The sequence below is a fragment of the Kitasatospora sp. NPDC059088 genome, from assembly GCF_042738155.1.
Taxonomy (GTDB): Bacteria; Actinomycetota; Actinomycetes; order Streptomycetales; family Streptomycetaceae; genus Kitasatospora.
Map to the genome: position 1 here is coordinate 54410 of NZ_JBHYGR010000006.1, position 14260 is coordinate 68669.

Sequence of the window (14260 nt, forward strand, 5' to 3'; positions counted from 1 at the left end):
TCGCGCGCGGCCGCGGGGGGGGCGCGGGGGGGGGGGGCGACTGCCCCCCCGCGTCGCTGACCCCACTCCCTCCCCCGCGCGGGGGGGGGGCCCCCCCCCCAGGCCACCCACCGGACGCGGTTGCGCAGAGTCAGCGCTGTGGGAAACGATGCTGCTCGACGAGGCGGGCGAAGTCCCCCCAGAACGCCGGCCCGGTTGCCTCGTCGGCACCGCGGACCGCTACACCCGCCGTCGCGTTCGGAAGGTCGAGGCCGGCCATGCGGGACAGCTCGACGCCGGATCCCAGCAGCGCGACGGGCTTGCCGTGGCGCAGCGTCTCGGCGAGGAACCGGACCGCGTCCGGATCGACGTGACGGGCCAGGTCGCCGAAGTCGGGGACCACCAGCGCGTCGTACAGGACCGAGGCGACGGTCGGCAGCGGCCGGTCCACCGGCACCCGGGCGCCGTCGTGCGCGAGCACGTGGCCGCCGTGCGCGGCCAGTGTCTCCACCACGGCGCCCCGGGCACCCAACTGCTCATGGGCGGAACGGATCTGTTCCCCGTCCACGCCCGGAGCCGCCAGTACGGCGACCTTGCGGGTGCGGATGCCGGAACCGCGCAGGTTCTCCAGGCTCAGCGCGGGGGAAGTCCGAGGCCCGGCCGTACCGCTACCGGCCGATGCCGTCGCCCTGTCTGCGGGCTCGGCCTCGGGTTCGGGCTCGCCGATCCGCCGGGCGACCTCAGCGGCCAGCCCTCCGTCCACGTGCACCAGGTTGCCGACCATGCGGCGGCGGACCTCGTCGCTGCCCAGCTTGCCGAGTTCGAAGGCGAAGGCGGCGGTGATGTGCTGCTGTTCCCAGTCGCTCATGCTGTGCCAGAACAGAGCGGCCTGGCTGTAGTGGTCGGCGAAGCTGGGACTGCGGCGGCGCACGGCCGCGCCGTCGATCCGCTCCTGGTAGTGCTCGAACACCCCCTCGGGCAAGCGGCCGCCGCCCATCGTGAAGGGGCAGCCGCCGCCCACGGAGTTCGGGGTGTAGCTGGTTCCGTCGTGGACGACCTGCTGGCCGTAGCCGTCGCGGTGGTTGGTGCGCACGTCGGCAAGCGGGCGGTTGACCGGCAGCTGGGTGAAGTTGGGGCCGCCCAGGCGGATCAGCTGGGTGTCCAGGTACGAGAAGTTGCGGCCCTGGAGCAGCGGGTCGTTGGTGAAGTCGATGCCCGGGACGACGTTGGCGGTGTGGAAGGCCACCTGCTCGGTCTCGGCGAAGAAGTTCTGCGGGTTGCGGTCCAGGACCATCCGCCCGACCGGGCGCACCGGGACGAGTTCCTCCGGGACCAGCTTGGTCGGGTCCAGCAGGTCGAAGGGGAAGGCGAACTCGTCCTCCTCCGGAATGAGTTGGACGCCGAGTTCGTACTCGGGGAAGTCGCCGGCCGCGATCGCCTCCCACAGGTCGCGGCGGTGGAAGTCGGGATCGCGTCCGGCGGTGAGCTGGGCCTCGTCCCAGACCTGGGAGTAGGTGCCGAGCTTCGGCGTCCAGTGGAACTTCACGAAGGTGCCCCGGCCCCCGGCGTCGACGAGGCGGAAGGTGTGCACGCCGAAGCCCTGCATCATCCGGTAGCTGCGGGGAATGGCCCGGTCGGACATCACCCACATCAGCATGTGGGTGCTCTCGGGCTGGAGTGAACAGAAGTCCCAGAAGGTGTCGTGGGCGGAGGCGCCGGTGGGGATCTCGTCCGCCGGCTCGGGTTTCACCGCGTGGACGAAGTCGGGGAACTTGGCCGCGTCCTGGATGAAGAAGACCGGCATGTTGTTGCCCACGAGGTCGTAATTGCCGTGCCTGGTGTAGAACTTGGTGGCGAAGCCGCGGACGTCCCGCACCGTGTCGGCGGACCCGCGCGGGCCCTGCACCGTCGAGAAGCGTACGAAGACCGGCGTGCGGCGGCCGGGTTCCTGGAGGAAGTCGGCGCAGGTGGACTCTGCCAGCGACGCGTACGGTTCGAAGAAGCCGTACGCTCCCGCGCCGCGTGCGTGCACCACCCGCTCGGGGATGCGCTCGTGGTCGAAGTGGGTGAGTTTCTCCCGCAGCTGGAAGTCCTCCAGCAGGGTGGGTCCCCGGTCGGCGACGGTGAGGGAGTTGTCGGTGTCGTCGACACCCACCCCCTGATCGGTGGTGAGCGGGCCGTCCGGGTCCACCGCGCGGACGACGTCCAGCGCGCAGTCCTTTTCGTCGCGCTCCGGCTCCTCGGACCGCTGGCGTTCGGGAGTCTCGGTGACGAGCGGGGAATCCGGCTCGTGCTCGGGCTCGGCGGGTGGTTCTGGAGCCGGGGTCTCCGTGACCAGGGGCGAATGCGCGGGGTCGGGGTTCTGAGGGGTTGCGGGATCGGTGCTCATCTCGTGTTCTCCGTCCTGGTGTCGGTGCCGGACCGCCGCGAGCGCACCCCAGGCACCAGAGGTCGGCCGGACCAGCGCGGGATCTCCGTTGCGGGCGAGTGCTGGCGACGCGCGCCGTCGCGCCCGAAGCCGCGACGCCTCAGCGGCCGTCTCGCCCGTCGGGCGGAGGCCGTGAGCACTCCGACGCAGCCCAGGTAGCCGACCATGACGGCGAGGTAGCCGCCGATCGGCTGCTCACTGTCCGGCTCGTACGCCCGGCGTTCACGGCGGAGCGACGATCCAAGGGCATCCAGGCCAGACCTTCCGGAGCCGCTCACGGTCGGATCGGGGTACGCGTGGAGGCCGGTCACCATCGGTACCACCGGCGACCACCGGCGGCTCCGCCGCCCGTGAAGACGAAGCCGAGAACCCAGACGACGAGAACGGCCAGGGCGATCCACCACAGAATGTGGATCGCGAAGCCGGCGCCGCCCAGGATCAGTGCGAGCAGCAGGACGAGGACGAGGAGAAGCATGGGAGTCGGCCCTTCTCACGGTTGGCTGGATGTTCCGGACATCGCGCCTGCCCGATTCGACCCGAATCAAGCCGGGTCCTGGAACCGATCCGTCGTCCTCTGTCGCACCGCTCCCTCCTCCCCTCCAGATGCCACCGTGACCGAGCGCGCGAACCATGGACGTTCCCCGTCTCGCACCCGAGCGACACCATCGTGACCTCCGACGAAGTGACCTCAGAAGCCTGGGCGGCCCCTCCGCGGCGGCTGGGTTCAGGGCTGGGTGGGGTGGGTGGTGGTGTGCCAGGCGGTGTAGCCGCCGAGGAGGTCGGAAACGTCGGGGTGGCCGTGGTGGCGCAGGAGGCTGGCGGCGATGGAGGAGCGGTGGCCGCTGGCGCAGTGGATGACGAGGGGGTGGTCGGTGGGGATCTCGGCGAGGCGGGTGGGGAGTTCGGTCAGGGGGATGTGGAGGGATCCTTCGATGGCGCCGGTTTCGCGTTCGCCGCAGGTGCGGACGTCCAGGACGGTGGGGGGCTGGTCGGTGGTGAGGGCGGTGCGGAGCTGGTCGGCGGTGAGGCGGCTGGCGGGGGTGAGGTGGTCGGCGAGGGCGGGTAGGGCGTTGTCGGGGTTGCGCAGGTAGCCGGCGATGCGGTCGAAGCCGATGCGGGCGAGGCGGGTGATGACCTCGTTCTCGCGGTCCTGCGGGGCGATGATCGCGATGTCGCTGTCGGGGGTGAGGACGGTGCCGGCCTGTTCGGCGAAGCGGCCGTCGATGGGGACGTTGACGGCGCCGCGGACGTGTCCCGCGCCGAAGTCCTGGGGGCTGCGGGCATCGAGGACGACGGCACCGGCGGTGCGGGCCTCCTTGAGGCCTTCGGGGCACAGCGGGCGGGCTGCGGTGCCGGGGTCGAGCAGGGGGTGGTCCTGGCGGTTGAGGGCGGCGTCGTGGCCGAAGTAGGCGGGGGCGGTGGACTGGCCGGCGGTGACGATGCGGACGAAGGTGTCCTGGTCCATGGGCCGGCAGGCGTAGTTGGTGCGGCGCTGGGTGCCGATGGTGGAGCGCTTCTCGCTGGAGAGGTTCTTGCCGCAGGCCGAGCCGGCGCCGTGGGCGGGGAAGACCAGGGTCTCGTCGGGCAGGCCCATCAGCTTGCGGTGGACGCTGTCGTAGAGCATCGCGCCGAGCTCCTCGGCGGTGACGCCGACCGAGGCGAGCAGGTCGGGCCGGCCGACGTCGCCGATGAACAGCGCGTCGCCGGTGAGCACCCCGTACGGGACGGCGTCGTCGGGCTGCTCGAAGACCAGGATGCTGATCGACTCGGGCGTGTGGCCGGGGGTCTCCATGATCTGCAGGGCGACGTCGCCCAGTTCGATCCGCTCGCCGTCGGCGAGCTTGCGGATCGGGTACTCGGTCTCGGCCCGCTGCCCGTAGCCGATCCAGGCGCCGGTGCGGGCGGCCAGTTCGAGGTGGCCGGCCAGGAAGTCGGCGTGGAAGTGGGTGTTGATGACGGCCTCGACGGTGAAGCCGTGGGCCTCGGCGTCGGCGACGTACTCCTCCACGTCACGGCGCGGGTCGACGACGACGGCGCGGCCGGTGCGCTCGTCGGCGATCAGGTACGAGGCCTGGGAGAGGCAGTCGAGGTAGAACTGGGCGAAGTACATGGGGTTTTCCTCCTGGGCGACGCCGGGCGCCACGGTGCGGGCGCGGGTTTCTCAGATACCCCCCTCGGTATTTCTACCAGCATACGGCCGCCATGGCCGAATACGGACGGGGGTATCGCCGAAGGATTTCGATAATACCCCCGGGGGTACTATGGTGGGCGTCGACGGGGGAACCGGCCCGCCGCCTCCCCGGGCATCATCGCCCGGGCCCGGCCGAGCCGACGAGAGACCCGCACCACCTCGCGCACCACCGCCACCGCCCGCACCGGGCGGCGGCACCGTGCGACCGCGGCACCCCCGACCCGCCGGACCACCGCGGCCCGGCCCGCACCACTGGAGAAGCCCGTGCCCCAGCTGCCGCCCACCCCTGGCCCGCCCACCGCCGGCCCGTCCGCCCCCGGCCTGCCCACCCCCGGGCCGAGCGCCCCCGCGCGGTCCGCGCCCGCCCGGGCCGGCCTGCCGACCGCCGAGCCCAACGGCGCTACGGGGCACGTGATATGACCACGCTCCTGCTGGCGCTGGCCGCCGGCGCGGTGGTCGGGCTGGCCCTCGGCGGCCTCGGTGGCGGCGGCAGCATGCTGGCCGTGCCCGCCCTGGTCTACCTGCTCGGCTTCTCCCCCGCGCTGGCCACCACGGCGAGCCTGGTGATCGTCGCCGCGACCTCGCTGACCGGCCTGCTCGCCCACGCCCGGGCCGGACGGGTGCGCTGGCGCACCGGTGCGCTGTTCGCCGCCGCCGGGCTGCCCGCCGCCGCGGCGGGCGGGGCGCTCTCGGCCCGTCTGCCGGGCGCGCTGCTGACCGGCGCCTTCGCGGTGCTGGCCGCGCTGGCCGCGTGGCGGATGCTGCTGCCGGCCAGGACCGACCGGCAGGAACGTTCCGCCGCCGGGCCGGGCCGCTCGACCGCGGCGGGTGCCGGCCTCGGCGCCGTCACCGGACTGCTCGGCGTCGGCGGCGGCTTCCTCGCCGTCCCCGCGCTGGTCTCGGTGCTCGCCTTCACCATGGCCGAGGCGGTCGGCACCAGCCTGCTGGTGATCACCGCCAACTCCCTCGCCGCCCTGCTCCCCCGCCTCGGCGCCGCCGGCTCGATCGACTGGGCCGTCGCCGCGCCCTTCACCGGTGCCGCGATCCTCGGCGCCTGGGACGGCAAGCGGCTCGCCGACAAGCTCAGCGGACGCGCCCTCCAGCGGGCCTTCGCGATCGCCCTGCTCGGCGTCGCCGCCCTGATGCTGGTCACCACGCTGACGTGACCGGCCCTCCCGCCCCGGCCGCCTCCCCCGGGCGTGCCGGTCCCCCCACCCCTCCCGTCCCGAGAGGACACCGCTTCCCCATGACCACCCCGCTCACCGTCGACCAGTTGGAGCCGCGCCTCGGCCGGCTCACCCTCATCGACGTCCGCTCCCCCGGCGAGTACGCCGCCGGACACATCCCGGGCGCCCTGAACATCCCGCTCGACCGGCTCGACCACGCGCTGCCCGCCCTGCGCAGCGCGGCCGCACGGTCCCAACTCGCCGTCGTCTGCGCGGCCGGGCAGCGGGCCCTGAACGCCTGCGCGCGGCTCGACGAAGCCGGGATCACCGCTCTCGTCGTCACCGGCGGCACCAACGCCTGGACGGACGCGGGCCGCCCCGTCGAGCGGGTGGCCGGCGCCCGCCCGGTGTGGGCGATGGACCGTCAGGTCCGGCTGGTGGCCGGCTCGATCGTGCTGCTCGGCCTGCTGGCCGACCGGGCCCGGCCGGGCGCCCGCTGGATCTCCGCCGCGGTCGGCGGTGGGCTGGTCCTGTCCGCGCTGACCGACAGCTGCGCGCTGGGGACGGCGCTGGGCAGGCTCCCGTACAACCGCCCCCGCCCGGGCACGCCGACCCTCGACGACACGCTCGCCGCGCTCGGCGGCTGAGCCCCTGCCCCGGCGGGTGCGGCCGCGCCCACCGGGGCCTGCCAGGGCCCGCCGATCCGCCGGCCCGGGGTCCCCTGCCCACCCCCCGGGGCGGGGGGCCTCGTCGTCAGGCGCAGGCGCCCAGCTGCACCACCACGCCCACCCCGGGCCGGTACCGCGCCAGGTCCGCGAAGAACCGCTCCGCGTCGACGGCCGTCTCCGGCGGGTGGACGCCCGGTGTGCGCACCGTGCCGTCCAGCAGCTGGGCCAGCCCGAGCGCGGCCGGGACGCCGGTACCCTCGGCCATGTCGGCCAGCAGCGCGTCCGCGCCGGTCAACCGGACCAGGGCGCTCGCCCGGCGGCCGTCCACCGTCCCGGTCGCGGCGGCGAAGAAGCCGGGCAGGCTGCCCGGGGCGCCGAAGCGGACCGTCCGGGCGCCCGCCCGCAGCATGCGGCGCAGCGAGGGCCGGTCCAGGGCGAGGGCGGCGGTCTCGTTGCTGAGCCGCCCCGCGTCGAGGTCGCGGCGCAGCACGTCCAGGTAGGCGGCGGTGCCCGCCCTGACCACCATCAGGCTGGCCGCGTCGCCGCCGGGCCGGAGGGTGCGGTGCAGGGTGACCGGCTCCGGGTGTCCGACGGTGTACGCGGTACCCCGGTGGCCGCCGGGCAGGTCGAGCGCGATCTGTTCGAGCGGTGGCCGCCGGGTGAGCCGCCCGCCGCGTACGACGGCGACGGTGCCGCTGATCTGCTGCATCCAGTGCACGGCGGCGGCCGCCGGGGAGCCGTCGCGGCTCAGCAGCGGGGTGTCGCCCGAATCGGGGCCGGTGACGGAATCGGGGCCGACGTCGACGGGCCAGGCGGTATGGAGGTCGGTGAGGGTGTCGAGGAGGGCGGCGGCCCGGACGGCGAGCAGGTTGCTGACGCCGGGGCTGGCGCCCATGCCGATCACCGCGCGGACTCCGGCGGCGCGCGCCTCCTGGTCCAACTCCAGCATGGCGACGGTGGGTTCCCAGTCGTCGCAGATGTCGAGGTAGTCCGTCCCGGTGCGGATCGCGGCGCGCAGCACGTCGAGTCCGAAGCGGTAGTACGGCCCGACGGTGTTGAGCACCGCGTCCGCCCCGTCGAGGGCGGTGTCCAGTTCGGCCCGGTCGGTGACGTCGACCCGCCGGGCCCGGACGGTCACGCCCGCGCCCGAGGCGTGGTCGGCGAGCCCGGCGGCGGTGCGGCGGGCGGCGTCCGGGTCGCGGTCGGCGATCACCAGTTCCCGGACGCCGGGGAGCCGAGCAGTGACCCGGGCGGCGACGCGGCCCATCGCACCGGCTCCGCCGAGGGCGAGCACCTTCATGTCGGTCGTCCCTTCCATCGCTGAACTATCGCGTCCATTACGAACGTATCATCTACGAACGTTGTGACTGTGAACGAAAGCTGCGTGGATACGGGCCCGGCCCGGCCACCGCCCGCCGGGACGCGACCGTCAGGGCACGGCCGTCAGGAACCGGCCTCCGGCCCGGTGGGCTCCGGCAGGACGGGCTCCGGCAGGGTGCGGAACAGCGCCCAGCTCAGCAGCGGCATCGCCACCAGCGGCACCAGCGCCGTCCGCAGCGAGGTCGCGTCCGCGAGGCCGCCGATCAGCGGGCTGGCCAGCCCGCCGATGCTCACCGTCAGCCCGAGGGTGATCCCGCTCGCCGTGCCGATCCGCGAGGGCAGGTAGTCCTGCCCCAGCGTGACCTGGAGCGAGAACGGCACGTACAGGCCCGCCGAGGTCAGCGCCACGCACCCGTACAGCGCGGGGCCGGGTACCACCAGCACCCCGGCGACCGCCACCGCCGCCACCAGGTACGACCGGCGCGACACGGCGACCCGCCCCCACCGCTCGGCCAGTGCCCCGCCCAGCACCGAGCCCACCGCGCCGCCCGCGTACAGCACCACCAGCGCCGCCGTGCCCGCCGCCGAACCGCCGCCGAGGCGCTGGGTGGCGTACAGCGACAGGAAGGTGCTCAGCCCGGTGAAAGCGATCGAGCGGCAGACCACGGCCAGCGACAGCCGGACGAAGGCGGCCCGGTCGTCCCGGCCGGTCCGCTCCACCGGGCCCGCCCCGGCGGCCCGCTGCCGGGCCAGCTCCCGCAGCACCGGCAGGCACAGCAGCGCCCCCGCCAGGGCCGGCAGCAGGAGCAGCGGGCTCAGCCGCAGCCCGCCGAGGCCGACCACGCCCGCGACCAGCAGCGGGGCCGCCGCGAAGCCCAGGTTGCCGCCCAGCGAGAACCAGGCCATCCCCCGGTGCCCGGACCCCCGGGCCACCGCCCGCGCCACCCGGGCCGACTCCGGGTGGTACGCGGCCACCCCGACGCCGGAGAGCGCCACCCAGGCGAGCGTCGGCCCGTACGCGTCAGCCAGTCCGCAGAGCGCGATGCCCGCGCCGCCGACCAGGGTGCTGACCGGCAGCAGCCAGGGCAGCGGCCACCGGTCGGTCAGTGCCCCGAACAGCGGCTGGGCCACCGAGGAGAGCAGCGAGGCGGCCAGCACCACGCCGGAGACGGCGGCGTAGCCGTAGCCGCGCTCGGCGACCAGGAAGGGGACCAGGGCCGCCACCGCGCCCTGGTAGACGTCCACGCAGGAGTGCCCGACGGAGAGCAGGGTGATCGAGGTCCGCCCCGACAGCCCTCCCGTCGGTCCGGCCGCCCGCTTCGTCGGTGTCGTTGTCGTCGCCGTCGCTGTCACTGGGGTCCTTGGAGTGCTCACCCGGACATGCTGGAACCGGAACCTCCTGTCGGACTTCCGATAATCTGCCAGGTGATGCCGGAAATCCGCCACGATCCCGTCGCCCCCACCCGGGCCGAGCTGCTCGCCCCCGGCACCGGGATCGACGCCCACCGCCACGACGACCACCAGATCGCCTACGCCGCCCGCGGCGTGGTCGCCATCACCACCGACGCCGGATCCTGGGTCGCCCCGAGCACCCGCGCGCTCTGGATCCCGGCCGGCACCGTGCACGCCCACCAGGCGCACGGCGAACTCGAACTCCACCTCGTCGGCCTGCCCGCCACCGAGAACCCGCTCGGCCTCGACCGGCCCACCGTCCTCGCCGTCGGCCCGCTGCTGCGTGAACTGATCGTCGCCTACACCCGCGCCCCGGCCCAGGACGGCCCCGAACGCTCCCGGCTGCGCGCCGTCCTGCTCGACCAGCTGCGCGCCTCCCCCCAGCAGCCGCTGCACCTGCCCACCCCCTCCGCGCCGCTGCTCCGGGCCCTGTGCGCGCTGCTGCACGCCGACCCGGCCGACCACCGCACCCTCGCCGAACTCGGCCGGGCCGTCGGCGCCAGCGACCGGACGCTGTCCCGGCTGTTCCGCGCCGACCTCGGCATGACCTTCCCCCAGTGGCGCACCCAACTACGGCTGCACCACGCCCTGGTGCTGCTCGCCGAGGGGCAGCCGGTCACCGCCGTCGCCCACCGCTGCGGCTGGTCCTCCGCCAGCGCGTTCATCGACGTCCACCGCCGCACCTTCGGCCACACCCCGGGGCACGGCCCCGACGGCTACTACGAGTGGCGCGAGGTGCCCGCCACCGCCGACCGCAAGAAGTACAAGCAGCCGTACTTCCTCAGCACCGGCGCCACCATGCTGATGGCCGGCCTGTACGAGTTCTGGCGCGACCCCGCCCGCGCCGAGGACGACCCGCTCGCCTGGCTCGCCACCGCCACGGTCGTCACCACCGACGCCACCGACTCGGCCGGGCGGGTGCACGACCGGATGCCGCTCACCGTCGCCCCCGACGACGTCCCCGCCTGGCTCTCGCCCGACCGCACCGACCCGGCCGAACTCCACCACCTGCTGCGCCGCCCCGCCGACGGCGCGCTGCGGGTGCGCGCCGTCCCACCCGTCGTCAACAGCGTCCGCAACAACGGCCCCGAGCTGCTCGCCGCCGCCCCGGACCCGCTGGGGCTCGCCGACTGACGGACCGCCCGCCCAGGTTCCGCTGACAGCGCGTCCGGCCTGCACTACGGTAGGCGGGCAGAGCAGCAGGGCACGGGGGCGAGGGCGGCGCAGTGTTGATGTCCATGACGGCACACGGGCGTCCCGAGCACGGCATGCCCGGCCCGGAGCCCTACGAGCAGCGCCGCCGCCCCGGCTCACCGTTCGCCGGCGGCGGCGACCCGCACGTCGCCGTCCTCCCGCCCGAGGCCGCCCGGGCCGCGCTGACCGTCCGGGCCACCACCGCGACCCCCAACCTCCCGCCCCGGGCCGCCGGCCGACTCATCGGCCGGGAGGGCGAGTTGCGCGCCGTCGCCGACGCCCTCGGGCACGCGGACGGCGGCGGACTGGTCACCCAGGCCACCACCCTGCACGGCCTCGGCGGCGTCGGGAAGACCAGCCTGGCCCTGCACCACGCCTACGCCCGGGCCGGGGACTACCGGCTGATCTGGTGGATCACCGCCGAGTCCGAGGGCCAGCTCGCCGAGGCCTTCGCCGGGCTCGCCGTCCACCTCCACCCCTCCTGGGCGCTCACCGCCCCGCCCGGCCAGCAGGTCGAGTGGGCCATCGCCTGGCTGCGCGCCCACGACCGCTGGCTGCTCGTCTACGACAACGCCGAGGACCCGGCCCACCTGACCCCGTACGTCGGCCGACTCCTCGGCCGCGGCCACCAGTTGGTCACCAGCCGGCGCGCGAGCGGCTGGCACCCCGGGATCCGGCCGGTGCGCGTCGACGTCCTCGACGCCCCCGAGGCCGCCCGGCTGCTGTGCGCCACGGCCTACACCGGCGACACCCTGGACGCCGCCGAGCAGGACGAGGCCCGGGCGCTGGCCGACGAACTCGGCCACCTGCCGATCGCCCTCGCCCAGGCCGGCGCCTACGTCCAGCAGACCGGCACCACCTTCGCCGCCTACCGCGAACTCCTGCGCGCCACCGGCCCGGTGGGGCCGGGCGCCGAGTCCACCGTGGCCCGGCTCTGGCGGACCACGCTGCGCACCGTCCAGCACACCGCGCCGTTCGCCGTCGAGCTGCTGCGCACCCTCGCCTGGTACGCCCCCGAGGCGCTGCCGCGCGAGGTGCTCACCCCGTACGGCTCCCGCCGGCCCGAGGAGGTCGACCGGGCGCTGCGGCTGCTCGCCGACTACCACCTGATCACCCTCGGCGAGACCGTCGCCGTCCACCGGCTGCTCCAGGCCGTACTGCGCGGGGCCGACGGCGACCGCACCTTCCGGCAGCGCGCCGAGCACCACCTCGCGGCGGCCGCCGCCCGGCTCTGGCCCACGGGCGGCCCCGGCCTGCGCCGCGCCTTGCTGCCGCACGTCCGGGAACTGGCCGACAGCGGCCCGTCCGACCGGCCGACGGCCGGCACCGTCGCCCTGTACCAGCTGGCGGCGGCCGAACTCACCGACCGGGCCCAGCGGGTGTACGCCGTACGGCTGGTCGAGGCGGTGGCGGACGGGCAGCGGCGGCTGCTCGGCGCGGACCACCCGGACACCCTCACCACCCAGGGGCGGCTCGGCCGGCTCCAGGCCAAGACCGGCGACCCGGCCCGTGCCGTCGCACTCTGCCTGGACGTGGTCGCCCGGCGCACCCGCCTCCAGGGCGCGGACCACCCGGCCACCCTCACCGACCGGCACAGCCTCGCCGAGAGCCACCGCCGGGCCGGTCAGCACGAACTCTCCGTCGCGGAGTTCCGCGCCGTCGTCGCCGAGCGGGCGCGGGTGCTGGGGGCGGACCACGCCCACACCATGCACAGCCGGGCGAGCCTCGCGTACGCCCTCCAGATGGCGGGACGGCACCGGGAGTCGATCGCCGAGTACGAACAGCTGGTGGCGGACGCGACGCGGATGCGGGGACCGGGCCACCGGATCGTGTCGACCCGGCGCAGCGGCCTCGCCTTCGCCCGGCTCGCGGCCGGACACTACGACCTGGCCATCGCCGGGTACGAGCAGGTGGTCGCCGACCGCACCCGACTGCTCGGCCCCGACCACCCCGACACCCTGAACAGCCGCGGCTGGCTCGCCGCCGCCCACTCCGACGCGGGCGACCACCTCGCGGCGGCGGCCGGCTACGAGGCGCTCGTCGCGGACCGCGCCCGGGTGCAGGGCCGGGAGCACCCCCAGACGCTGTTCGCGCGCAAGCGCCTGGCCTCGGTGCACCGCAAGTCCGGCCTCGCCGCCGTCGCCGTGGCCGACTTCGAGGACCTGGTGCCCGCGTACACCCGGGTGCTCGGCCCGGACCACCCGCACACCCTGAACGCGCGCAGCGGCCTCGCCCGCGCCCACCGGGAGGCGGGCACGCCCGACCGCTCGGTCGAGCAGCACCGGGCGCTGGTCCGCCACCGCGCCCGCGTCCAGGGCGAGAACCACCCGGACACCCTGGAGGAGCGCAGCTTCCTCGGCTACGCGCTGCGGGTCGCCGGCCGGCCCGAGCTGGAGGTCGAGGAGCTGGAACGCCTGGTGGCCGACCGGGTCAGGATCCAGGGCCCCGACCACCCCGACACCCTGGACGAGCGCTCGGGCCTCGCCCGGGCGCTGAACGCCGCCGGCCACCCGCGCGCGGCGCTCGCCCTGCGCGAGCGGCTCGTCGCCGACCGGCAACGGGTGCACGGCGCGGAGCACTTCGAGACCTTCGACGCCCGGCTGCGGCTGGCCCGCTCCCTCGACGAGGCCGGACAGCGCCGACGGGCGGCCGAGGAGTGCGACCGCCTGGTCGCCGACCGGCAACGGACCGTCGGCCCCGACCATCCGGACGTGCTCACCACCCGGTGGTGGCAGGCCTCGATCCGCTCCAACGCCTGCGACTACCGCAGGGCGCTGACCCTGTTCCGGCTGCTGCTGGCCGACCGGACCAGGCTCCAGGGCCCCGACCACCCCGCCGTGCTCAACACCCGCTTCTGGCTGGCCACCACCCACCGCAACCTCGGCCGGCACCGCGAGGCCCTGGCCCAGTACGAGGCGCTGCTGGCCGACCGCGTCCGCATCCAGGGCCCGGACCACTCCGACGTCCTGAACACCCGCTTCTGGCTGGGCCACAGCCACCAGTCCCTGGGCGACCACCGCCGCGCCCTGGAGGTGTACGAGGCCCTGGTGGCCGACCACGTCCGGATCCTCGGGCCGGAGCACCCGGACAGCATCGACGCCCGGGTCAGCTGTCTCGCGCTCCACCTGAACACCAGGGACCACCGCCGGGCGGTCGAGCTTGCCGAGTCCCTGGTGCGGGACCGGACCAGGCTCCAGGGCGCCGACCACCCGGAGGCCCTGACCGCCCGCCACTGGCTGGCGACCGCGCACCAGAACGCGGGCTCCCATCGCCGGGCCGACCGGCTGTTCGCCGCCCTGGTCGAGCACCGCACCCGCGTCCAGGGCGCCGACCACCCCGACACGCTGCTGGCCCGTTACACCCGCGCGTCCGCCTGCCAGACCGCCAACGACCCGCAAAGCGCCGTACCGCTGTTCGAGGCGCTGGTCGCCGACTGCGACCGGGTCCTCGGGCCCGAGCACCCGGACACCCTCAACATCCGCATCGGGCAGGCCCTCAGCTGCCACGAGGCCGGCGACCACCCACGGGCGGCCCGGCTGTTCGAGACGCTCGCCGCCGACCTCGTCCGGGTCCTGGGCCCGGACCACCCCACCACCGTCCGGTGCCGGCGCGAGCGGGCCTCGGCCTGGCGGGGATCCGACGAACACCCCAGCGCCATCGCCGAGTTCACCTCGCTGGTGGCGGACCTCACCCGGGTCCACGGCCCGGACCACCCGCACACCCTGGAGCTGCGCCGGGAGCTGGCCCGCTCGTACTCCCGGGCCGGCGCCCACCGCCGCGCCCCGGCGGCGTGCGCGGGGCCCCGGGCCCCCCGCGCCCCCCGCCCCGGGCCCGCAACTCCGGCCCCGCCGCCCGCCCCCCG

Annotated in this window: 9 protein-coding genes; 4 read left to right on the forward strand and 5 right to left on the reverse strand. The window is 75.3% G+C overall.

From position 1 onward, the window contains the following. Window positions 1-130: 130 nt before the first annotated feature. The 3 genes from ACFWXO_RS04605 to ACFWXO_RS04615 form a co-directional block, all read right to left on the reverse strand. Window positions 131-2368 (reverse strand): catalase, encoded by a 2238-nt coding sequence (locus ACFWXO_RS04605; protein WP_380522183.1) that lies wholly within the window; start codon window positions 2366-2368, stop codon window positions 131-133. Window positions 2369-2714: 346 nt separating this feature from the next. Beyond that, window positions 2715-2882, reverse strand: a complete 168-nt coding sequence (locus ACFWXO_RS04610; RefSeq protein ID WP_380522185.1) for a hydrophobic protein — start codon at window positions 2880-2882, stop codon at window positions 2715-2717. A gap of 249 nt (window positions 2883-3131) precedes the next feature. Next, complete coding sequence (locus tag ACFWXO_RS04615; protein ID WP_380522187.1) at window positions 3132-4517, reverse strand: rhodanese-like domain-containing protein; 1386 nt, start codon at window positions 4515-4517, stop codon at window positions 3132-3134. A gap of 497 nt (window positions 4518-5014) precedes the next feature. Between ACFWXO_RS04615 and ACFWXO_RS04620 the strand changes: the two genes are divergently transcribed. Together ACFWXO_RS04620 and ACFWXO_RS04625 are read left to right on the forward strand one after the other, a co-directional pair. Beyond that, complete coding sequence (locus ACFWXO_RS04620) at window positions 5015-5764, forward strand: sulfite exporter TauE/SafE family protein (protein WP_380522189.1); 750 nt, start codon at window positions 5015-5017, stop codon at window positions 5762-5764. Window positions 5765-5844: 80 nt separating this feature from the next. After that, window positions 5845-6411 (forward strand): rhodanese-like domain-containing protein, encoded by a 567-nt coding sequence (locus tag ACFWXO_RS04625; protein ID WP_380522191.1) that lies wholly within the window; start codon window positions 5845-5847, stop codon window positions 6409-6411. A gap of 106 nt (window positions 6412-6517) precedes the next feature. On the opposite strand, the gene ACFWXO_RS04630 is transcribed toward ACFWXO_RS04625, so the two are convergent. Both ACFWXO_RS04630 and ACFWXO_RS04635 read right to left on the reverse strand, forming a co-directional pair. After that, on the reverse strand, window positions 6518-7750 hold the full coding sequence (locus tag ACFWXO_RS04630; RefSeq protein WP_380522193.1) for a saccharopine dehydrogenase family protein: 1233 nt from the start codon (window positions 7748-7750) through the stop codon (window positions 6518-6520). 125 nt (window positions 7751-7875) lie between these two features. Then, a complete protein-coding gene (locus tag ACFWXO_RS04635; RefSeq protein ID WP_380522337.1) occupies window positions 7876-9045 on the reverse strand; it encodes an MFS transporter in 1170 nt (389 codons plus the stop codon). Window positions 9046-9180: 135 nt separating this feature from the next. Between ACFWXO_RS04635 and ACFWXO_RS04640 the strand changes: the two genes are divergently transcribed. Both ACFWXO_RS04640 and ACFWXO_RS04645 read left to right on the forward strand, forming a co-directional pair. Continuing rightward, window positions 9181-10338 carry an SOS response-associated peptidase family protein gene (locus tag ACFWXO_RS04640; protein WP_380522338.1) on the forward strand — a complete coding sequence of 386 codons (1158 nt, stop codon included), beginning with the start codon at window positions 9181-9183 and terminating at the stop codon, window positions 10336-10338. 104 nt (window positions 10339-10442) lie between these two features. Continuing rightward, window positions 10443-14260 (forward strand): tetratricopeptide repeat protein (locus ACFWXO_RS04645; RefSeq protein ID WP_380522195.1); only part of this gene is annotated, 3818 nt, incomplete at its 3' end.